This window comes from Pseudomonas sp. Pseusp9 (assembly GCF_059491265.1).
On record NZ_CP168500.1, the window covers coordinates 3,031,423 to 3,052,015 of the forward strand.

The window sequence follows — 20,593 nt, forward strand, 5'->3', positions numbered from 1 at the left end:
CGCTGCTTCAGGCTCGTCAGCTCGTTACAAGGACTTCCTCGTGAACAAGAACACTATAAAACGCGTTGTCATGGTTGCATTGCTGGCATTGCTCTCCCAGGCACAACTGTCCGTTGCAAATCCACTGACACCGGCCGAAGCCCGTGTCATCGCCAGGCAAGCCTACATTTACGGGTTTCCCCTGGTGGACCACTACCGCGTCCAATACACCTATTTCCAGGACCGGCAGCACCCGGAATACAAGGCTCCGTGGAATACCCTGCACAACACGGCGCGCATCTACACCCCTGACGACAAGGCCTATCCGACACCCAACGCCGATACACCGTACTCCCAACTCGGTGCGGACTTGCGCAGCGAACCGTTGGTGTTGACCCTGCCGGCAGTGGAGAAGGGACGCTACTACTCGGCGCAGTTTGTCGATGCCTACACCTATAACTTCGGCTATGTCGGCAGCCGTACAACCGGTAACGCAGGTGGTACTTTCCTGCTGGCAGGGCCCGATTGGAAAGGCACAGTGCCGCCGGGCATCGACCGTGTCTTTCGCTCCGAAACCCGCTTTGCCTTCGTCTTTTACCGCACCCAGCTGGAGGGGCCGGACGACCTCGAGAACGTCAAGCGGATACAGGCCGGCTACAAAGTTCAGCCACTGTCCGCGTTCCTCGGCAAACCGGCACCTGAGCCAGCGCCCCCGGTCGATTTCCTGGTGCCGCTGAGCGCCGAAGCAGAACGAAGCAGCCTGGCGTTCTTCAACCAGTTGAACTTCGTCCTCGGTTTCTGTCCGATACATCCATCCGAAACCGGGCTGATGCAGGCGTTTGCAAAACTGGGTGTTGGCCCGGGCCTGACCTTTGATGAGCAAGCATTACCCGATGACATTCGTGAGGCCATCAAGGCGGGCATTGCCGACGCATGGAAAGACTTCGAGGCGCTTGGCCAGCAGGTCGCCCGAGGGGAGATTTCTACTTCGCGCTTCCTCGGTAGCCGCGAGTTCATTGGCAACAATTACCTGTATCGCATGCGGGCGACCGTCACAGGCCTCTACGGCAATGACCGGGAAGAGACCCTGTATCCACCGTTCTATCTCGACGCCAGCGGACAGAAGCTCGACGCTTCGCGGCATCGTTACACCCTGCGTTTTGCGCCGGGGCAGTTGCCGCCGGTAAACGCCTTCTGGTCGTTGACCCTGTACGACGCCCAGCGGTTCCTGGTCGCCAATCCCTTGAACCGTTACCTGATCAATTCGCCGATGCTGGCCAATCTCAAGCGCGACTCCGATGGCGGCATCACCTTGTATATCCAGCACCAGCAGCCGGAGGGTGAACAACTGGCCAACTGGTTGCCAGCGCCCGACGGTCCGTTCTACATCGCGGGCCGTCTCTACTGGCCAAAACCCGAAGCCCTTGAAGGTCGGTGGCAAGCACCGAAGGTTCAGCGCGTCGATTGAACCCGTTCTCGCGACAAACACCACAGGATGCAGACCATGCAGATGTTAAAAGCACCCATACTCGCGCTCATTCTTATCGCGCCGCTGTGCTTCGGTACTGTCGTGCCGAAAATGACCACGCCAGTCACGGCGGACAATTTCGTGCGCGCCGAGTCCGATAAATTCTTTTCCCGGGTCGTTGGGCGGGGCGGGTTCGGCAAGTTCGTGCACAACCGTGAACTGGTACCAGTCGACAGTCAGGTGGTCATCCGTCCGAACCGTGACACCCTGTACTCATCGGCCGTGTTCGACCTGGATGCGGGACCGGTGACCGTCACGCTGCCTGATGCCGGCCAGCGATACTTTTCGCTGATCGCTATCAACGAAGATCAATACACCCAGCCGTTGATGTACAAGCCCGGCAGTTATCACTTCACCCGCGAGGCCATCGGAACTCGCTATGTCCTGCTGGGTGTGCGCACCCTGGTCGACCCGGCTTCGTCCGATGACATGCAACGCGGCCAGGCACTGCAAGACCAGATCAAAGTCGATCAGCCCAGTGGACCGGGGCAGTTTGAAGTACCGCAATGGGACCAGGCGCGCCTCGATGAGATACGCGGTTCGTTACTGACATTGGCCGCAACGGTGCCGGATTCCCGGGGAATGTTCGGCAAACCCGCCGACATCGACCCGGTACGTCATTACATCGGCAGTGCGTCTGCCTGGGGAGGAAACCCCGAGCAGGATGCTTACTACCTCAATGTGACGCCAGCAGGAAATGATGGCGCTACCCGATACAAACTGACGGTCAAGGATGTGCCGGTCGACGCGTTTTGGTCGATCAGCGTGTACAACGCGGCCGGCTACTTCGAACGCAATTCGCAGAATGCCTACACCCTGAACAACCTGACCGCAAAACGCGAAAGCGATGGCAGCATTGCCGTGCAATTCGGCGGTTGCAATGGTGAAGTCGCCAACTGCTTGCCTGTCACCGCAGGGTGGAACTACATGGTGCGACTGTATAAGCCGCGTGCAAATGTACTGGATGGCACCTGGCATTTTCCTGAGGCGGTGCCTGCCGGGTGAGGCGGGCTGACGGGAATATCACTGTCTGCGAGCCGCTTGGAATCACTACTTTCGCTCGGCATTGGTGAGACAGTAGCCTTAGATTGGGTGTTCGCTACTTCGGGCACCTGGGCCAGGCTCAATTAGTCAGGAGAGCATTTCTATAACGATGGATGCGACATTTCTAGCGTCGTCTATCCCTCGGTGATAGGTACCTTGCCAAACCAAGCCCATCGACTCTACCGTTTGCTTAAGTGATTTCGGTTGATTGTCATATACGCCTGCATGCCATTTCCTGGCATTGAAATGTGGCAGGCCTTCGAGCAGGGAAGGGCAGGCAGCAAAGCCAGCATCGCGTTCAAGCTGTCGTGCATCGTAGTCACCCCATGACGCCCAGGCCGCGTTTGGATAATGCGCAGTGAACGTTCGTAGCTCTTCGCCAACCTCCTGATAGGTTTGGGCACTGTCCACTTCAGCCTGTTGAATTGATGTGAGCCTTTTGCAGAAATCGGTGAGGATGGGGTTGATTTGAGGCCGGACAAAGCGCTGAAACTCATCGACGATCTCAAGCGTTTCCAGATCAATCACCACCAGGCCAATTTCGATTGTTTCCATCTGATCGGGGACGACTGCGAGCGGCCTTGGCGATTCCGACTCATCAACCTCGTCACAGGTTGCCTCAAGGTCCACGCAATAGAGGTAGCGGTATGGCGCGAGGAGGTTTTGGATAACTTGGAGATGATGAAGTTTTGCTTCAATGCTCATGGCAGGGGAAACCTTACTTGGAGTCTGCTCAGGTTACACCGAGCCATCCACCCGATGCAGCATTGGGGGGCAGGGGAAAACTGTAGAGCAGTAAGCAAACACCACACAGCCACCTCTGGGGGATCACGGAGGATCAGCGACACTCTTAAAGGCCATGACCTCGATGGAGCCGGGCCATCGGTACTAATTGGAAACGGCCTCGGTTTCGCGAGGCCAGATTTCAACGAGACGCAGCTATTTGCAGTTGCCTGCCTTTCGATATCCCGCCGCTTGAGCCTCAGCTTCTGATGTGAAGGAAATCTGATTCTTCGCAGACACCTGTCCATAACCAGGGCACCCCATCGAGAGGTGGTAGACCTGGCTTTTCCGGTTGCCAATGATCGATCCTACTCCGCTCGCGCTCGCCAGGGTTGGCTGGACTGGTGTCCGCGGAGGATTAACCGCAATGGCGCTAACCACCCCATCACCAACCACCTTGTACCCTTGTGACCATCGACGCTCGCCAGTTACGAATGGATTGGAGTGCCCCATGATTGCAGCAATGCGTCGATCTCGCTCTTTCTCCCAAGACGAAACCGGATACTGCTTGTCCCAGGCCATCAATAGCTGTTGCTGCTGACGAGACATGCTCAGTTTGTATCTGTCGAACATGTAAAAGGTTGTCCTCGCGACCAGCCCTTTGACCTCGTCGCGCGGTTCCGCAGCGCGTTGATCAAAATCAACCCGCGTCTTGCACTGCCCATACTGCGGCGCTACCCCGGAGGCCATGCCGTAGTTGAAATTGCTACGGTCGCCGTTCACCTCTCCAACAGATGGGTAGAGGTTGAACAGATCAGCTTCCATCGCTCGGAATACGGGATCATCATCCACGCAATGCTCTCGACCACCGTTCTGCCAGCATTGGCGCTGGTTACCGAATGTCCAGGCAGGAACGATGTGTTCCCATTCAGTCCGTTCCGCGCGGCTCTGTTGTTTCCTGGTTTGATAGCCGCAAGATTCAGCATCAATCCGGCCACCCGACTTGCCTACCCATGTCCATTTGCAGCCGCAGTACAGCTCGCCCATGGCACTGTTCGCCTGGTCGAGGTAGATCTTTTGCTTGGCGATGACCTTCGCTTCGGAAAAGGTCGATGGAGGGCTTGAGAAGGCGGGAGTGATTACTGAGAAGGTCAGCAGCGCTACTACGGAAAGCAGTTTTTTCATTGGAAAGCATTAGCCAATTAAGGGCGCGCATTGTACTCATGACGCCCACGCCCACTGCAGAACTTTCTTAGGAAAACGCAGCCTCGATAAATGCCTCCAGCGCTTTATCTTCCAGTATCTCAATAGAGAAGTGCCCGAAGCGTTTGGGCAACCAAATGATGCGTGCCCCAGACGGGGATTGCAGGTTCGCACGATCCAATGGCTTTCCATTTTCGTCTTCTGGCTGAACACCGGCGGCCATCAATTCGTCATAGGCTTTCTCGATGTCCGGTGTCGAGTAACAGTGGCGGTAAATCATCCCTTCACCCGACGTATCCAATAGCTCTTTCAGGTTACCCGCCAACGGCTGTACCAACATGAAACGCTCTTGGCCCATCCGCGCAATCGCGTAGCGCACATGCAGACCACCTCGTTCCCAGACGAGCGTTTTGGAGATCCTGGCGTTGAGTATCTGCGCGTAGTAAGCACAGGCTTCGTCGAGATTCTTGACCAGTACATCTACGTGACTGAACTTCAGATCCATCGCAGCCCTCCTGTTGAGCCGGCGTCCATGAAAGGGGCTAGCGTAGCAGGACGCCTGGCACTAAGCCCTCGAATCGGAGACTTAAATGCATGCGCTCTTAAAGGGGGTGGCTAGATCGTGTGATTACAGACAGCTGCGGTGCCCGCAAATAGAAAACCCCTGAAGCCATAAGGAGTCAGGGGTTTAGAAGTAATGGTGCCCAGAGACGGAATCGAACCGCCGACACGGGGATTTTCAATCCCCTGCTCTACCGACTGAGCTATCTGGGCCGCGGCGGAATTAAACGTTTTTTACAGCTGAGGCGTCAAGCACGAAATCAAAAAAAACCAATGAATACCTAAGCTTACGATTGTCCGTAATGTGGAAATCTCAAAAACCATGAGCTGGAGGTGGTTATCTGGCCCAGACCATGAACGAGTATGAAGTCACCCGTGCAAGGACTGGGTTCGTGGTGTCACTTGGAAATGCTGGACACGAGAGTAGAGACAGAAGCAGTCCTCTATCTGATCGGTCGACTAGAGAGGGGGTGTTTGAGCTCCATCGCGCTGCACTTGGCAGTGGAAGCTGATGCTGATGCTGATGCTGATTGTTACTATCGCACCTTCGAGCCGAAGAGGCCCGGCTCGTCGTAACGCATCATCAAGCTGGAAAGCCGAGGTCGGAAACGAATGCTGTGTTCGACTTTATCGGTCAACTGGAGAGAGGAGTCGTCATTTGAGTTTCGTCATTCGCTTCATTCAAAAGAGACGCTGATCGTTTTATCGCTGATTTGGGCAGGGCCAAGCTTGGTTTGGATTTTCCGGGAGGGGAGAGTGCTACATTGAGGTGCGCTTGAGCCAGTTACGCAGATGGATTTGAATGATTGTTTTGAGGTCTTAACCCTGTGTTTGTTGGCTTGTAACGCAATTTTCCATGTGTAACGTTGCGACTGTTACGAAGCACAAAATTACGTTACACCGAAGCTTCCTGGCTTGCTGGCGAGACAGCGAAGCTTGGCTGAAACGGTGTCACCGAGAACGCTCGCTTGTGCAGAACGTGTCGCTAAATCTCTCTTGATCAGAAGAGTCGATCTGACATTCAACTGTCCAGCGGCCGTCGCTAAACACAAGCTGATAACTCCAGCAATTTCTAAACGGCGCTCTCACATCGAGCGACCGAAACTCACGCATCAGGTCGTATGAATGAGCGTAGCTTCCATGCTTGATCAGCCAAGCGGCAGCTCTGATGAATTGCCCATGGCTAAAACCCAGGATGTTCTGAGATGCTGGCAAAAGCTGAGCAACGAACGCCACGACCGGCTTCAGAAATTGAGCCATCTCGTATGGAAAGCCCATCATCTTTTGCATACCTTGCAACGAGACCTTCATCGCTTCGCGGTAGGAAATCCCGTCAACAAAACCAGACAAGATGAATGCGGGAGCGATCACCAAAACTGAGGCAGTCGCGAAATCATGAGACATTGCAAAAGTCCTGAATTCCGGTGTGGGGCAGCCCCCATTTCGCTAATTGTGCGACTTTTTCTGGTTTTGTCTCAGGAAGAAAGCCATTTCTTCGGATAATTCTCGCGATTATTTTACCGCACTACAAAAAAGTCTCGCGATTGTTTGACATGATTTTTAACGCCCCTGTGTCGCCTCAGGTTTCTTACACGCCTCCAAGCTTTAAGGTAAGGTTCTTTAGGAGACACCATGAGCAACCAATTAAAAATCCAAGTGGTCAATCAATTAACCGCAAAGTAACCTCCTGTTTCACAGGTGGCGGATCGATTGGGTGCGTCCATGCACAGTCTCTATGCTTGAGTTAAAAACTACACCGCGCACTATGAGCAGCACCTTCGGAAGGACGATCAGAGCGCTGAACATCGCTGCCTACGTGTTGTGCTAAAACGGGTGACGGAGGATGGAGACATCTTAAAAATGCCGATCCGTACTTTGCCAATGAGTGCAGTCGTAATACGTCTTTAACAAGGCTTGCGGGTGCCTACTCCGTCTTACGGCTTCTTCTGGCGTCGCAGGTTCATCCCGGCGGCTACTATGCGTGGTTATCCGTATCAAGTGCCCTAGCCAAGGACGATCATCCACTGCTCAGTTTGAGTAACCGTTCTTGGATGGAAAGGGGTTTATGGCTATCACAAGCTCATGATGACGTGCGCTAGGTTGACGAGCGCGTTGGCCACAATCGTTCAAGGTTAATGCGCTTTGAAGTCTGCATTCCTATTAATATCGGCAGCTACGTGGAAAATCCGGCGTCAGTGATGCTCGACCTGTTACCGTCAAGGAATAGTCAGCGAAATCACAAGCAACTAGCGATTTTGGACATTCATGCGCTTCTCAGGGCCGCGTGGAGGCGTAAGCCCAGCCGATCGGGAAGGTTCACCTTGATCAGGATAGTCAGTCCAGCAGCTCCTATTCGCGCCGATTTCCGTGTACCAACAATCTGGGTGCGTGCCTGAGCCGTCGAGGTAACTGCGTCATTTTATCAAAATTGTTCTCTCTCCTTCGATGTCACTTTATCAAATTAGTTTTCCATCCTTTGATGTCATTAAACAATAAATGATTGGCGCGGTTCAGGCGAGTTACAGCCTTAGATTTGTCAATTTGTATGTAAATATTCCTGTGGACTCTGAAATATATCGCGAAAATAAAATCACATAGAACTTTTCGATTTGTTTGCCAGGTTACGATCCCTAATCCCGCAAATTTTTAAAACGGAAGTCATAATCGGATCGTCGTCATAGATGAGTGTATTCGAGTTGAAAGCAGAACAAAAAATCCGAGAAGCCCCGGGTTACGGGGCTTGGCGCCTTAAAACAATTTGAATAAATTGCCTTTTAAGTCAATACATACATAAAGATTAAAAATCTATAACGGCCGAATCTTGATCGGCAAGTCAAGGTTGACAAGTCGAGCTATCGAAAGTTTTACTAGATTGGCTTTCACGACATGAGAACAGACCGATGTACGAGACCCAAGACTTCAGAGGAACTCTGTATGAGTTAATTTTCTTGAATACGAAAATGCATTCGACTTCGAATCGCTGGCAGGGAAATTATACCCTTTGCCAGAAAAGAGAGATTATTCAAATGAGGAGGAAAAACCTTGAGTAGAAACTTCAAAGGCCACAAATCACAAGCCAGGCGACGCTCAAATTCGAGGGGGGTACCGCTCAGGTCGAATATATAGGTCTTCGGTTAGACACTATTAGCCCTTAGATACCAGAATTAGTAGACGGTGACGTGCTGCTTTTAGCTGCAATCCTTGCTCTTTAAAAACTAAGTACAGACTCAGATGTGCGCTCGCTTGTTGCTCTTCGGAGTAATATGACGTGCCACGTCGAGTAAATAGTGGAAGGGAAGTTAATGAACGAATCCCAAAGCGCAAAGCTACATGAAACACCGCCTTTGAACTCACGAAGCCTCGACTCAGATATAGCACGACATGAGTTGGCGAACAATCGTTACACGGTCATTCGAGATTTCAAAGCGGGCTCACTTGAACTACAACAGGCTCTAGAAATCCTTTCGATTAGCCGGTCACAGTTTTACAAATTGCTCAAACGGACGAGGGGGGCGCTCAGTTACCGCGCCATTGTATCTGACCGAAGCGGAAGAAAATTCGGCGCAAATACGATCCGTAGTGACGTGGAGAAACTCATCGAGGACATGTTCCTTGAGCACTACCCGAAGGCCAGAACCTATTCCGCGGTCTGGAAAGCTTGTCAGACCGAGGGAGACAACCGACAAATTTTGCGACCGAGCTACCATACGGTCAAACGATGGATTCAAAAGCAACCGTATAAGCTTCTCTACAAGATGAAGCACGGGAAGGAAGCGGCTGTTCAGCGTTTTGAGCTTCGTCCCGGCTACAAGGTAACGAAACGCCCTTTGGAATGGGTACAGATTGACCATACAGTCATGGATATGCTGTTGGTCGATGAAGAAGATCGGACAAAAATCATTGGCCGGCCCTACATCAGCTTGGCAATCTGTATCCATACCCGCGTAATTCTCGGTTTCTACCTGTCCTTCCTGCCTCCCAGTGCTGTGACAGTCGCCATGTTATTGGAGAATTGCGTCCTGCCGAAAGATGAAGTGCTGGAAAGGTGGGGATTACAGGCGTATTTGTGGCCCATGCATGGGTTGCCGGAGACAATCCATACCGACAATGCGAAGGAGTTCACGTCGGACGTTTTCGTTCTTAATGCGAAAGGCTTCGGTATCACGGTTGAGCATAGGATGATCGGAAAGAAGCATCAGGGTGGGCACATTGAAAGCCTGATTGGCAAACAGATGATCCACTTGATCCACCAACTACCTGGTAGTACTGGTTCGAACACGGTTCAACGCAAGTCACTTTGCAGTGAGAAAACTGCCAGCATAACGCTAACAAGGCTTCGTCAGATGATGGTATATGCGATACATGCTTATCATGAGACGAAGCACTCAGCATTAGATCAGAGTCCTAGCCAAGCTTGGAACAAACATTACGAAAAGCATCCAGCCTATAGACTCCTGTCAGAAGCTCAGCATGAGAATTTTAAGTATACTTTTTATCCTGAAGTCTCAGATAAGGAAATCACCCCTGATGGGATCGGTATGTTTCGTAGACAATATTCCTCATCGGCCTTGAAGGGTAAAGTTCGACAAAAGGTTTTAGTCAAATATGACCCTTACGATATGAGCTATGTAATGGTTAAGCTTGATGATAAATGGGAGAAAATTCCATGTGTAAGGAACAAATTTAACAGGAGCACCGATTTAGAAACTTATCGTTGGCAGCGTCAACAGAGAGGAGAGCGAGATGGAACCATGAGCACAGCAGGAGCACAGTCGGCCGGGAAATTTCACCAAGCTGCCAAAGATGAATCCAAGCTTACGCGCCAAGAGAAATCGAGGAAAAAGCGTGAGAAAGGACTGGAGGACTACAGAAAGCAAAACGCTAAATCTGGCTCTGCTGCAACCAATTCCGACAAAACAACTGAATCGGAAAAATCCCATACTTCCAGCAACCCCAGACCACAGCCGAAGTCTGGGAAAGTTACCACGAAGACAAAGTCGAATGTTTATGATGTCACATCGTTCTTGCAGCGTAAGCAGCAAATTGCTTGCGATGATGAGTCCCCGGTTATCTACGACAGCACCCCGATTCGGTGGTGAGACAAGAAAGTCCAACTTGAGTATTCCGGGCCGGACAATTGCTTTGAGTATTGATATAAGCTAATTAATATTAGCATCATAAATGGTATAAACAATTACATCAACAACTTGCATGATTTAGTTGTGCGAGCACGGGCTAATATTGTCTACGCCTTGAAATAGGGGTGATCTAATAACAGAAGAATATAGTGTTGACCTTATTCGCTGTCCGAGCGATCCGCATCGAAAGAAGAGGATCTTGCTTGTTTGAGCTTTCTTTTTTGTGCGCTGCTATGTCAGATACTATGCAAGAGAGATCGGCTTGATGTTCAATTAAAATTAAAATCTATACTTAAATGGAAGATCTATTGTGAGCGAAGTTATTTATCCGCACGTGCATGCGGCTGGTCAGCAGTATTTTGAACTTTCCGACGAGGATCGAATGATCGCGTGTTCTAACGATTTCTGGGTGCAGTACCCTGCAGCGGAGCGAGTTATCAACCAGATCCAATTCTCGATGAAAATGAAAAACAGGATCGTAGCACCGTGCATGATCATCGCTGCAGCAGGTGGTACGGGCAAATCCGCTATTGTGAATCAACTTAAAGAGCGCAACCTAAATTCTAGTGATAAGTTGATATTTGTGACCATGCAACAAAACCCAAATAATTATAGTTTGCGCGATCTGATACTTGTTGCGATGGGACTTGGGGTCGGCAAGAATGCACGCCAAGGTGGTAATCTAACGCCACAACTACAAAACAGGATCCAATCGCAAAACATTAGAGGTATTGTTATCGATGAAGTGCATGACGCCTTGACTTTGACGCCCGCACAGCAAAGAGCGAACTTATCACTTTTGAAAAATCTCTCTAGTGAGATTTATGGGCTGTCGGTTTTCGCATTCGGTGTAGAAGATGCTGCGGAAGTTCTTCGTCGCGACCCGCAATTGGAGCGGCGCTATGCGGTCAAATACTTTTCCAGATGGGAAAACGGCCCCGAGTTCCGAAATTTCGTTGCAAGCTACATCCATCGACTGCCTTTGAAGAGGGCAACAAATCTGAAAGACCAGATCCTGTATTTGAAAATTATGGATAAAGGCTTGGGGCTGACTGACAACATTGTGAAGATTCTCCAGACCGCAGCGATGGCAGCGATCATCGACGGGAGCGAGCACATTACTCATTCTCATATCGATAATATCGAATCGATCATGGACGACTTCAGCTTCGCCCTGCGAGCCCAAGATGCTGAAGCATAGAGAGAGTATATTTTGAAGCTAGAGCATTCTATGGAAGTTGCTCGCACTATACTGGAAGGCCGTCACGGCTTCCAGTATGTTAGCGAGACTTGGCGCGTCGCGTTTTCTCAAATGCTAAAGTTTATTGAGGACGAAGAGGGTGGCCAAGTAATACTAATTGACGGCCCTGCAGGAAGCGGCATTACGACTTTTTTAAGAGTTATGGTGTCCTACCCATTTTTTTCTGGGGTTACCGTGACGCATAGTCTATATGAATATGATGTAACTTTGATAGATAGAGTCTGTGCTGCCCTTTTATATTTAGAGCCTTTCGTTTCCCAGAAAGACGTTCCAGCATACTTAGCAGAGTATTCATTTCTTACTGCCAGGAGAATGATCGTCATCGATGATCTGGATGTGTTTGTGGAAAATGGCAGGGGCTTACTGCATGTCGTAAATCATATAAAAAAAATGACTGAGTGTCGTGGGCGGTTCTGCTTTATTCTCTCAACGCGATCAACAGAGTTACAATCTCAGATAATGATCAGTAGCTCAAGGTTTCTCCAAGTAACACTGGCGCGTCAACTTAATATTTCGAGCTGCTCTGAAATTATAGAATCTTTTTGGCGTTGGAATAACAGTAAATTTCGCTTAAAAGTCCCCATGAACAGATCAGTTTTAACCCTCTGCAAGGAAGTGGAATTTGAGATTGATCACGTAATCGATGTTCTTCAGGATCTTTATGTGCTCGGCGTTCTATTTGGGAAGGGCGCGCAGGAGATTATTGATAGATGTGTATCAAGAGAGGATATCAAGTTTGAAATTCAATCAAATGTCTATTCCTGAAGTTTCAGAGGGGGAAAGTCTGTCGTCCTGGATGTATCGAATTGCTTTGCTGGGAGAGCGTAATAGACCTGACAAAGTGAGTTGCATTGGGAGGTTTGATGGCGGCCAGGCGGGGACTGATAAAATGCTTTCAGTGGCAGACGATCCCGATTTTTTGGAAACTAACATGGAGTTACCATTTTTCATCAACCGCCACGGTATATCGAGAGATCGCTTGGCCGAAAAATTCAGCCCTTGCGAGCGACCGTTAGTCCCGATTCAATATCGGCGCTCTTATTGTTATACATGCATGGAGGAAGGGTTGAAAACTACCCGCAGCTTTGTGTGCAAGTTGGAATGGCGGTATCTCCTTCAACCTTTTTGTTCTGCGCACCGAGTTCTATTACGAGACGCACCTGAGGAATATTGCACTAACAAAGATTTCGGACTCCGGCTTTTTATGTCGCACCATAATAGAGTAAGGATTTTCGACCAATATGATCTGGCATGTGAAGCTGATTCAGAGTTGCTGACACTGTCCTGGGAAGTGCAGCGGCGGTACATGGATCTCCGGCAACGGGCACCCCATCCCGAAGTGGCCCAGCAACTGGACAATTTCATGCTAACTCTCATGCGGGTGATGCTTCTACCTTGCTTCCACGCTTCGTACTGCAATGTTGATATGTCAGGATGGGGCGGCCCTGATTGTTTTCCAAAGCATGGCCAAAGCTTCTATGTGAAATTTTATTTCGAGATTTACAGGGTATCGTGCAGTGCGAGAGCAAGGGCACTGTATCTGAGTGGGTTGTTGCTCGGTTGGATCGATCCCGGCGAAGCTAAAACTGCGAGGGGGAGGGACTATTATATGGTCACTGATCGCGTGCAGATATGGCATACCATCGAAAAAAATTCGCGGCTAGGTAGGTGGTTCCATCAGCAGTTGGAGTTGTATGAGACCAGTCTCCTCGGCACATCAGATATGGGCGTTCAAGCGCGATGCGGAAGCGAATGATGCTGACGTATCTATTTCCTGTTTATTTAACGACATCGATCCGCGTCAGATTACCAAGGAGTTTCGACACACGCCAAGTGACCCTGTGTTTTGTAGGAAACGCGAGAACCAGACACATCCTTACTTATTCGGCATCGTTCGGCTATCCGGGTGTTGATCTCTACCAACGAGCATTGTTCAACCTTCGAGGACAGGAGTTAGGAAGGTCTTCATGGCCTTCAACAATAACTTGGATGGCCATGAATTTTTCCGGCATTATGCCGGCAGATCCAAATTTTTCGAACCGGTATCCAGATGCAGATCGAGTATGTGCCTCCCTCAACTGGAGGTACATGCGAAAGTTGAATTTGATCGACGAACAGGTGTTTCAGAACCGCCTTCTACGTTGTTTGTTTGATTGGGGGCGTGATGAGTTAGCTTTGATTAACGATCCCTATAGCATCAGTTTGGAAGCGCTTTTAAGAATCCTGTCGGCCACGGTTACGCGAATGAACCAGCTTAACACTCGATGAAAAGAAGCATGGAGCAGGAGTTCCTTGGACTGCTTACATGGTGATGCCCTGAGTATTTCAGGGATCTGTCTCGGCGGGAATCTCAATATTACTTAACTATAGATCCAGCATTAGTCGGCGATATGGCTGTACTAAAGGATGCTTTCTATTGGCTGCCACAGACCACTGTCGATATTTTACTCGGATAACAGTCTGGCGATTACTTCCTGGGGCCCTTGCTTGTCCGGGGAATCCACGGATTGAGGATGAAGAAAAATGTCCGCCGCGGGAAGGTATGGGACTCGAGCGGTTCCTCTCTTTTGGGTGGTCTATAGTAGCGGCCTGTTTCTGGTCGACTTTAGCACCCACTGGTTTTTAAGAGCGGCCAATTGATCTAGAACACCCAGATAATCCGATTTCGCTATGTTCTTAGCCGCCGCCAGCATCTCGCTGCGACCATTCCCCACATTCCAGGCGCACCTTTCCTGCATTCATCAGCAAATACCGGCACGCCATCGAAAAATTCGACAAACAGCTTCTTAAAGACGCTCCATTTCTGGCGCTTGCGCTCGAATCGCAAGCCCTCCGAACGACGAACCTGCATCTACGTAGCGCAGTGCTGATTTCACATCTTTCCATCCTACATAGCTCATCAGCGATTTGATGTCCCATCCGTTTGCTGATGCCCAGGTCGCAAAGCCCCGGCGCATCGAGTGACTGCTATAGAGGTCGGCCGAGTTGAGGATACGGCGAAGCAGGGGGATCAGGCTGTTCGAGTTGATGCCGCCTTTAGCAAGATTGCCCCAGCGATCGACTTTTCTAAACACGGGCCCGTGCACAATCACACCAGAACTATAGGTGTTGACCACAAAAAATACCTCTCTCAGCGAGCATCGCCACATCTTACAATGGCGACGTAATTTCTCGGCTTTGAAAATCCTTGGCTAGGCTTCAATCAGCTCACGCTGGGGGATTGAAGCGATGAAAAACGCTCTGCTGTTCATATTTGGCACACTGATGGTGCTCTTTGGCGCAACCACAGTGCTCCTGTACCTGAAGATAGATGACAACCTGCTCAACAAGGATGGCGACCTGCTCGGCAGGTTTACCGACCGTAGCAGTACTCCCCCCAGCCCCATGGTGACGAAAAAGAACTTTCGCGGACAGATCTTCATCGTCACCCGTGGTGGCGAGAGCGTGCCCCTCGGTGGGGTCATCGTGTCCTTTTACACCTATCAGCAGTTCCAGGAGCTGCTGCCGAGCATCTATCAAAAGATTGGCAAGGATGTCGCAGAACTGGTACCGGTGTTTGAAGCCAGGGACAAAGCTTCAACTAATGCCGTTGATGCGGTAAAAAAAATTGGAAAAGACGAGCCATTGAGTGAACTTGTCAAGGCCGTTCATATTTTGAACGCGACAATTCCGGGGCGGATTGCGGCCTACAATGACCTGCTACTCAAGACCAATGCCCAGGCGTACGCCAATGCCCTGCCGAAGACCCACATAACGGCGCAGACGGCCCCCGATGGCAAGTTCAACCTGGATTTTTCCACCGATGATTCCTTGGTCGCCACCGCATGCGCTTCTCGCCAACTAGGCGAGAAGGCCGAAAACTACTGTTGGTTCATCATCATGGATGGCACCACGGAAGTATTCATGAATCACCATAATATGTTCGGCATGCGCTCTCCAGACTCGGCGATCACCATGCCGGATCTACCCCTGACATGCGGTGATAACAACTGCGACAAGAGTGTGGAAGCCATCAAAGACGCCTACGCGCCGTTTATGACGGCAAACGCGCCATAAGCGTTTCGTGATCTGTACCCAAAAAAACGCCCCTAAGAGGGGGCGTTTTCGTTCAGCCGGGATTAGATCCGGAAGCTGCCGACCAGCTCCTTCAGGCGAAGGGCTTGCTGCTCCAGATCTTTGCACGCGGCCCGAAACGGGCCCAAGCTCCGGCCAACAATAAAGGAGAGGCTTAATGAAAAATGCAGACATAGCTAGAGCTATTTGGCTTCCTGGCCAGCCAAGCCCGAAGCACGCCCATGAGCGCCTGAATGAAATGTTCGCTTCGGCTGATATTGCGGGATTGCTTCAGCAGTTGGCGAACAGAACACCACGAAAACAAGCCGCAATTTCTCGGCAGGGAGTATGTTGAGTGCGTTTCTGTGGGCGCTGATCGCCATTGCTTCATAAAGTAGCAAGGAGGCAGGTCGATGCTGCTTGCCTTAAGCCTTCCAATGCCCATACACCGTCGACCTGGATAGCCCGAGCTTTTCCATCACATCCTTTCGGCTAAATCCTGCCGCCTTGAGCTCTTGAATAGCTTGCGCATTTTTGGAACCTTCCGGTTTCCCTCGGGAGCGCTGGACTAGAGTGTCGTCAACAATCTGCGCTGCAAGAAGATCCAAACCTCCTTCTGATCGGAAACGATCTAGCTCGACGCGGGCTCGCTCCAAAGCTGCTTCGGGGGTCTCGCCATTGCTCAAAGAGATGCTAATGGCTAGGAGGGTCACAGGGTCAAGCTTCAGAGACGTGGATAACTCGATCAACTTATCAACGGTGATGTTGATCTTCCCACGCTCAAGCGCACTCACGTTCGTACGCGCAGTGACAGACGCCAAGTCTTCGTATGCCAGCCCACGCACCGACCGGGTTACCCGGATCGTTGCGGCGATCTCTTTCTTGAGCGACATGATTGTCCCTAAAAAGCGAGGATAGGGCCACACTTGAGGTGTTTAGATAAACGTCGATTGGTGTTATTATTCTGGACAGTTGAATGCAGAGGCTCTCTGAACTGAACGAACTACTCGCGTCCTGGCGCCCCGCAGAGCCCGACACCAAAAATTCGGGTTCGCGAGGATCGTGAACATATTGGATGTATTGACGCGATGAAATCCAGTAAACGAAGGAATTTCCCATGACCAAGGAAACGGCGATCTGATTTTCCAGAAGCAAGGAAGCAACAATTTAAGAGGGGTGCTGCTCATGCGCGTACCACAGGCGGGTATCTAAAAATGTTTATTTCACACGAGTCATGTTTGGTGGGCCAACCTGGTTTCCCTGGGCCAGGACGAACCGCGTGGCGAATGATTGAGCGGGAATCAATGGATCCTTGGTATCACGTCATCCTCCGGGTCACTGAGGGGGACAGGCAGCGCACTAAAAAGGTGATGCCAACAGATGCTTCATTGCTGTCTGACCTACTGGTACAGCAGGGCCCAACCTTCTTGGTAGAGGAGGTTCAGGTAGTGACTGCACCTCAGCTGAACGGGAGTAACTCAGACCGCATGGAGAAGCTAGTGAGCCTGGTCATTGGTTACGACCAACGCGGTGAGTGCATCTTGCTTCATAAGGTTGCGGGCGGATCTGTTTACAGCAGCGCTCGAGGTAGCCTCGACGTAGGTTCACTCACCGGCGTTCGGACGATTTACGAAGACACGAAAATTGCACCTTCATCAGTTTCGGAATCAGCTTAAGACTGACCAACACGGCGATTCCAATGAAGTTACGAATCTTTTCAGACCTGCACAATGAGTTCGCACCGTTCGAGCCTGGCTCGAGCGACGCTGACGTAGTCATCCTCGCCGGTGACATTGATGTCAAAACGCGCGGCGTGCAATGGGCGAACGAGGTGTTCCAGTGCCCTGTGATCTACGTGTGTGGCAATCACGAGTTTTACGGTGGCCACATTGATCACACGCTGCGGAAGATGAAGGGCGCGGCAGCGCCACATGTCCACGTCCTTGAAAACGAAGTCTTGATCCTGAACCAAACTAGGTTTTTGGTCACGACAGCGTGGACAGATTACTCGTCTACCGGAGATGTCGTCGCCGCGAAACGTATTGCTTGGGAATGGATGAACGATTTCACCGTTATCAGAACTGATGCAAATTTTAGGCGCTTGCGTCCGGATGACTTGATCACTAAATCAAAGACAGCCTATGCCTGGCTTTCTGAAGAACTGGCCAAGTCCTTCGACGGCAAAACCGTTGTAGTTACGCATCACGCTCCCGTGTTGGATCAGGTTGCTGATGATCTTCCCGAACACCTAGACGCAGCCTACGCCAATGACTGGCCTGAGCTTCTGGGTAACACCGATCTATGGGTATATGGGCACACTCACGTAGCAGCAAGCTTCACCAAATGTGGATGCCATGTGGTTTCAAATCCTCGCGGTTACCCAGGGCAGCACACTGGTTTCAATCCTGATTTTTTGATCGAGATTTGATGCTGGTGATCGGTCAATGGGCAAGCTCACGTGGATGGCCACGCTCGACGAGATGGAGTTTTTTTGATGGTGACGTTGGAAGAAATCTCGCAACTGTTTTACGGCACAGGGGAAGAGGTTCATGGTTGGGAAGGCTCTCAGGAAGACCTGATTTCCTTGGCGGCAAAGGTATTCCCTGACAAAGCATTCTGCGTCGTTCGGCAGTGGATCTTGATCGACCTCACAGTGACATCTGAGGAGGCGGAAAAGCTGACGACTCTCGGACTGTTGCCCGCCACGTTATTCGCCCACGAGATAGTGTTGGACAGCAGAGGCCGCTTCCAACCAGGCATGTGGGTGCGCAGCAACTTCGGAAAATCCCTCACCGAAGGCTGCATGTTTGAAACCAAAAATACGGTGTACCTGCTCCTTGCAGCAGGCCAAAGAAAAGAAGCAAGCTTAGCTGCCGCGTTTTCGATGTCCGCCGGGTGAGCGTTGACGCGGTAAAACACATCTTGAATAGTTTTGGAGCTTTGGCCGGATGCCTGAAGAAATTGCAGTGGAGATCCACGGTAAGGATGTGAGTGACTTTCAACTGAGTCGCTTGGTGCGAGCAAGCCATCGAAAATACAGCGTGCCTATTACAGCTTTCCTTAGTGATGCTTTCATCGCTGAGGATACATGTGCAGGTGTTTCTTTTGACCACGCAGAGAAACACGAGGGATACCGCAAAGCAGATGGCGCCATCCTTCGCACAGGAAAAATTCACACCGTACGGAAAGAAGGGCGTTTCTGGCTGCTTGAAACACGAGACGGCAATTACGTAATTGGCAGCTTTCTGCGGGGTGTCGGGCGGGTGAGTTTTCTTAAGTTTTTGCGCACCGGCGAGCGTATCTGAGTATTCAGTCAAGGAGCTCCGAAGCCGCAATTCGGAGCCCTTCATTTGGTCGGCTCTATCTTGTGATTTTCATCAGCTATCACGCGCACACCAAAGCGCCTGTAACTGGTTGTTGTGTTGCTAACAGCAGCCTCGCGTCCGAGAGATAAAAACCTCGATATTCGTTTCAGCCAGGCAGATTCGCCCGCGCCACCGGGTGAGAGATGAAACCCCCAATATTCGTCTGAGACCCGGTGTTGCGCGTCGCAGCAGCCCTGGAGCTGAGAGACAAAAACCTCGATATTCGTATCAGCCAGCTGATTCGCTCGCGTCTCCAGGTGGGAGATGAAACTCCCGATATTCGTCTGAGACCCGGTGTTGCGGGTCGCAGCAGCCCTGGAGCTGAGAGACAAAACCCTCGATATTCGTATCAGCCAGCTGATTCGCTCGCGTCCCCAGGTGGGAGATGAAACTCCCGATATTCCTCTGAGACTAGGTGTTGCGGGTCGCAGCAGCCCTGGAGGCGAGAGATCAAACCCTCGATATTCGTTTCAGCCAGCTGATTCGGCCCGCGTCTCCAGGTGGGAGATGAAACCCCCGATATTCATCTGAGGCCCGTTGTTGCAGGCCGAAAAACAGCCACGTAGCGAGAGATAGGCATCAGAAGCTCCGTACGTCGTCGCTAAAAACGCCGTGGGCTTTACGGCCTCGCTGTTCTCTGCCAGCCATTGCTCGCACTGCTTCTTCCTCAGTGCCTCGGCCAGAGCCAGCTCAAATTGAATTTCCTCCTCACTCTGCATGGTGTTGCGTCCTCAGCCGCGACAACCAAGCTTACACTTAAGCAAACACCCCATTTTATATGGCCATTAAGACCGTTCCTGATTGCAACATTCCAGCCCGCACGGCTAGCCGCTTACGCGAAGAAGCGATTGCTTTACTGCTGATGGCACATTGAAAGTAGTTTTTTGGTTCAATCTCAGAAGAGCTTGGTCAATTTCGACTCATCCCTCAGGCTGACGTGCTCAATAAAATTTTTGGAGCCTGTTAAAGGTTCGTAGGAGTTGAGCCGATTGGCATTTAGTAAGCCAATTTTTCGAGAGTGCTATGAGCGACAACGACCGTTTGAAATCCCGCCTTACCTTCAAGTCCTCTGTTTTTTTCACTTTTCTGGGAACAGACGATCATTATCGTGCGACGGTCAAACTCACTCCGTCTCGACTCATACGTGTAACCCTTCACCACTTCAAAGCATGCTTCACCACACAGCAAGCTTACGAGGTTGCGTCTGGTCTAATCAAAGCAGTACTCAGCTCGGTTGATCACAATTATCCAAAGCTGGATAAGTCTAATATCCAAACAACTCATGACCATTGGAGCGCTCTCATCGAGCGCCATGAGTCTTTCGGATCTCAGGAAAGATCGGATCTGCTCCAAGTTATGATGACTGGTGGAAATTTCTCGGTGGAAGGAGCCCTGCTCGATCCCGAACCGGCGATAGGATTTAACGACGGTGATGAGCCTATTTATGATTTTCAGATCAGACTAGACGGCCAATACGTCTTAATGTGTTTTGGTTGGGTTGGCTGGAGCTTTAGCCGAAGTGAAGCTCAGTGGTTGGCGGAACAGCTATGGACTGCGGTTTTTTTGGCAACAAAGCCGAGCCCCACAATCAGTAAATAAAATTAGGGTATAAGCATGGTCAGAGCGATCGTATTTCGACGTTCAGCCCAGGGTTTCTTTCTGCCGTTAGCCATAGACATCCAACGACAGTTACCATCAGCCTGTTCTCCGGTTGTATCGTGCAGCCGTAGATCATTCC

19 protein-coding genes and 1 tRNA gene are annotated in these 20,593 nt (G+C 50.8%); 12 read left to right on the forward strand and 8 right to left on the reverse strand.

Features of this window, described 5'->3' with window-relative positions; all coding sequences use genetic code 11:
* Positions 1 to 40: 40 nt before the first annotated feature.
* A complete protein-coding gene (locus ACEN8E_RS13605; RefSeq protein ID WP_495593063.1) occupies positions 41 to 1,447 on the forward strand; it encodes a DUF1254 domain-containing protein in 1,407 nt (468 codons plus the stop codon).
* Positions 1,448 to 1,483: 36 nt separating this feature from the next.
* Positions 1,484 to 2,512, forward strand: a complete 1,029-nt coding sequence (locus tag ACEN8E_RS13610; protein WP_495593064.1) for a DUF1254 domain-containing protein — start codon at positions 1,484 to 1,486, stop codon at positions 2,510 to 2,512.
* 126 nt (positions 2,513 to 2,638) lie between these two features.
* Here ACEN8E_RS13610 and ACEN8E_RS13615 read toward each other — a convergent pair whose 3' ends face one another.
* The 5 genes from ACEN8E_RS13615 to ACEN8E_RS13635 all read right to left on the reverse strand — a co-directional run bounded on the left by ACEN8E_RS13615 (position 2,639) and on the right by ACEN8E_RS13635 (position 6,442).
* On the reverse strand, positions 2,639 to 3,256 hold the full coding sequence (locus tag ACEN8E_RS13615) for a 3'-5' exonuclease (RefSeq protein WP_495593065.1): 618 nt from the start codon (positions 3,254 to 3,256) through the stop codon (positions 2,639 to 2,641).
* A 234-nt stretch (positions 3,257 to 3,490) separates the two neighbouring features.
* On the reverse strand, positions 3,491 to 4,459 hold the full coding sequence (locus ACEN8E_RS13620) for an endonuclease (protein ID WP_495593066.1): 969 nt from the start codon (positions 4,457 to 4,459) through the stop codon (positions 3,491 to 3,493).
* A gap of 67 nt (positions 4,460 to 4,526) precedes the next feature.
* Positions 4,527 to 4,982 (reverse strand): VOC family protein, encoded by a 456-nt coding sequence (locus ACEN8E_RS13625; RefSeq protein WP_495593067.1) that lies wholly within the window; start codon positions 4,980 to 4,982, stop codon positions 4,527 to 4,529.
* 193 nt (positions 4,983 to 5,175) lie between these two features.
* Positions 5,176 to 5,251: transfer RNA gene (locus tag ACEN8E_RS13630), tRNA-Phe, on the reverse strand.
* Positions 5,252 to 5,989: 738 nt separating this feature from the next.
* On the reverse strand, positions 5,990 to 6,442 hold the full coding sequence (locus ACEN8E_RS13635; protein ID WP_495593068.1) for a histidine phosphatase family protein: 453 nt from the start codon (positions 6,440 to 6,442) through the stop codon (positions 5,990 to 5,992).
* A 1,898-nt stretch (positions 6,443 to 8,340) separates the two neighbouring features.
* Here ACEN8E_RS13635 and ACEN8E_RS13640 point away from each other — a divergent pair.
* The 4 genes from ACEN8E_RS13640 (at position 8,341) to ACEN8E_RS13655 (ending at position 13,193) form a co-directional block, all read left to right on the forward strand.
* Positions 8,341 to 10,137: a TnsB C-terminal domain-containing protein gene (locus tag ACEN8E_RS13640; RefSeq protein ID WP_495593069.1), complete on the forward strand. Its 1,797-nt coding sequence runs from the start codon at positions 8,341 to 8,343 to the stop codon at positions 10,135 to 10,137.
* 349 nt (positions 10,138 to 10,486) lie between these two features.
* Positions 10,487 to 11,377, forward strand: coding sequence for a TniB family NTP-binding protein (locus ACEN8E_RS13645; protein ID WP_495593070.1), 891 nt, complete (start codon positions 10,487 to 10,489; stop codon positions 11,375 to 11,377).
* Positions 11,378 to 11,407: 30 nt separating this feature from the next.
* Positions 11,408 to 12,202: a hypothetical protein gene (locus tag ACEN8E_RS13650; protein WP_495593071.1), complete on the forward strand. Its 795-nt coding sequence runs from the start codon at positions 11,408 to 11,410 to the stop codon at positions 12,200 to 12,202.
* Positions 12,174 to 13,193 (forward strand): hypothetical protein, encoded by a 1,020-nt coding sequence (locus ACEN8E_RS13655; protein ID WP_495593072.1) that lies wholly within the window; start codon positions 12,174 to 12,176, stop codon positions 13,191 to 13,193. Before ACEN8E_RS13650 ends, ACEN8E_RS13655 begins: the two co-directional genes overlap by 29 nt.
* Positions 13,194 to 14,223: 1,030 nt before the next feature.
* On the opposite strand, the gene ACEN8E_RS13660 is transcribed toward ACEN8E_RS13655, so the two are convergent.
* The gene (locus ACEN8E_RS13660) at positions 14,224 to 14,553 is read right to left on the reverse strand and encodes a tyrosine-type recombinase/integrase (protein WP_495593073.1); all 330 of its coding nucleotides are present in this window, start codon (positions 14,551 to 14,553) and stop codon (positions 14,224 to 14,226) included.
* A 112-nt stretch (positions 14,554 to 14,665) separates the two neighbouring features.
* Between ACEN8E_RS13660 and ACEN8E_RS13665 the strand changes: the two genes are divergently transcribed.
* Together ACEN8E_RS13665 and ACEN8E_RS13670 are read left to right on the forward strand one after the other, a co-directional pair.
* Positions 14,666 to 15,493, forward strand: coding sequence for a hypothetical protein (locus tag ACEN8E_RS13665; RefSeq protein WP_495593074.1), 828 nt, complete (start codon positions 14,666 to 14,668; stop codon positions 15,491 to 15,493).
* A gap of 175 nt (positions 15,494 to 15,668) precedes the next feature.
* The gene (locus ACEN8E_RS13670) at positions 15,669 to 15,845 is read left to right on the forward strand and encodes a hypothetical protein (RefSeq protein ID WP_495593075.1); all 177 of its coding nucleotides are present in this window, start codon (positions 15,669 to 15,671) and stop codon (positions 15,843 to 15,845) included.
* Positions 15,846 to 15,915: 70 nt separating this feature from the next.
* Here ACEN8E_RS13670 and ACEN8E_RS13675 read toward each other — a convergent pair whose 3' ends face one another.
* Positions 15,916 to 16,383: a helix-turn-helix domain-containing protein gene (locus tag ACEN8E_RS13675; protein WP_495593076.1), complete on the reverse strand. Its 468-nt coding sequence runs from the start codon at positions 16,381 to 16,383 to the stop codon at positions 15,916 to 15,918.
* 806 nt (positions 16,384 to 17,189) lie between these two features.
* Between ACEN8E_RS13675 and ACEN8E_RS13680 the strand changes: the two genes are divergently transcribed.
* The 3 genes from ACEN8E_RS13680 to ACEN8E_RS13690 all read left to right on the forward strand — a co-directional run bounded on the left by ACEN8E_RS13680 (position 17,190) and on the right by ACEN8E_RS13690 (position 18,795).
* Positions 17,190 to 17,918 (forward strand): metallophosphoesterase family protein, encoded by a 729-nt coding sequence (locus tag ACEN8E_RS13680; protein ID WP_495593077.1) that lies wholly within the window; start codon positions 17,190 to 17,192, stop codon positions 17,916 to 17,918.
* Between the two features lie 66 nt (positions 17,919 to 17,984).
* Positions 17,985 to 18,389 (forward strand): DUF6957 family protein, encoded by a 405-nt coding sequence (locus tag ACEN8E_RS13685; protein WP_495593078.1) that lies wholly within the window; start codon positions 17,985 to 17,987, stop codon positions 18,387 to 18,389.
* A gap of 49 nt (positions 18,390 to 18,438) precedes the next feature.
* A complete protein-coding gene (locus tag ACEN8E_RS13690) occupies positions 18,439 to 18,795 on the forward strand; it encodes a hypothetical protein (RefSeq protein ID WP_495593079.1) in 357 nt (118 codons plus the stop codon).
* A 530-nt stretch (positions 18,796 to 19,325) separates the two neighbouring features.
* Here the strand turns inward: ACEN8E_RS13690 and ACEN8E_RS13695 are convergent.
* On the reverse strand, positions 19,326 to 19,574 hold the full coding sequence (locus ACEN8E_RS13695; RefSeq protein WP_495593080.1) for a type II toxin-antitoxin system CcdA family antitoxin: 249 nt from the start codon (positions 19,572 to 19,574) through the stop codon (positions 19,326 to 19,328).
* Between the two features lie 304 nt (positions 19,575 to 19,878).
* Between ACEN8E_RS13695 and ACEN8E_RS13700 the strand changes: the two genes are divergently transcribed.
* The gene (locus ACEN8E_RS13700; RefSeq protein WP_495593081.1) at positions 19,879 to 20,454 is read left to right on the forward strand and encodes a hypothetical protein; all 576 of its coding nucleotides are present in this window, start codon (positions 19,879 to 19,881) and stop codon (positions 20,452 to 20,454) included.
* Positions 20,455 to 20,593: the final 139 nt, after the last annotated feature.

Bases quoted from the DNA above. Each gene is read 5' to 3' on its own strand.
- ACEN8E_RS13680 (WP_495593077.1), top strand. From the start codon at position 17,190: ATGAAGTTACGAATCTTTTCAGACCTGCACAATGAGTTCGCACCGTTC.
- ACEN8E_RS13650 (WP_495593071.1), top strand. From the start codon at position 11,408: ATGGAAGTTGCTCGCACTATACTGGAAGGCCGTCACGGCTTCCAGTAT.
- ACEN8E_RS13640 (WP_495593069.1), top strand. From the start codon at position 8,341: ATGAACGAATCCCAAAGCGCAAAGCTACATGAAACACCGCCTTTGAAC.
- ACEN8E_RS13615 (WP_495593065.1), bottom strand. From the start codon at position 3,256: ATGAGCATTGAAGCAAAACTTCATCATCTCCAAGTTATCCAAAACCTC.
- ACEN8E_RS13700 (WP_495593081.1), top strand. From the start codon at position 19,879: ATGAGCGACAACGACCGTTTGAAATCCCGCCTTACCTTCAAGTCCTCT.
- ACEN8E_RS13685 (WP_495593078.1), top strand. From the start codon at position 17,985: ATGGTGACGTTGGAAGAAATCTCGCAACTGTTTTACGGCACAGGGGAA.
- ACEN8E_RS13620 (WP_495593066.1), bottom strand. From the start codon at position 4,459: ATGAAAAAACTGCTTTCCGTAGTAGCGCTGCTGACCTTCTCAGTAATC.
- ACEN8E_RS13635 (WP_495593068.1), bottom strand. From the start codon at position 6,442: ATGTCTCATGATTTCGCGACTGCCTCAGTTTTGGTGATCGCTCCCGCA.
- ACEN8E_RS13675 (WP_495593076.1), bottom strand. From the start codon at position 16,383: ATGTCGCTCAAGAAAGAGATCGCCGCAACGATCCGGGTAACCCGGTCG.
- ACEN8E_RS13625 (WP_495593067.1), bottom strand. From the start codon at position 4,982: ATGGATCTGAAGTTCAGTCACGTAGATGTACTGGTCAAGAATCTCGAC.
- ACEN8E_RS13665 (WP_495593074.1), top strand. From the start codon at position 14,666: ATGAAAAACGCTCTGCTGTTCATATTTGGCACACTGATGGTGCTCTTT.
- ACEN8E_RS13610 (WP_495593064.1), top strand. From the start codon at position 1,484: ATGCAGATGTTAAAAGCACCCATACTCGCGCTCATTCTTATCGCGCCG.
- ACEN8E_RS13690 (WP_495593079.1), top strand. From the start codon at position 18,439: ATGCCTGAAGAAATTGCAGTGGAGATCCACGGTAAGGATGTGAGTGAC.
- ACEN8E_RS13670 (WP_495593075.1), top strand. From the start codon at position 15,669: ATGAAAAATGCAGACATAGCTAGAGCTATTTGGCTTCCTGGCCAGCCA.
- ACEN8E_RS13695 (WP_495593080.1), bottom strand. From the start codon at position 19,574: ATGCAGAGTGAGGAGGAAATTCAATTTGAGCTGGCTCTGGCCGAGGCA.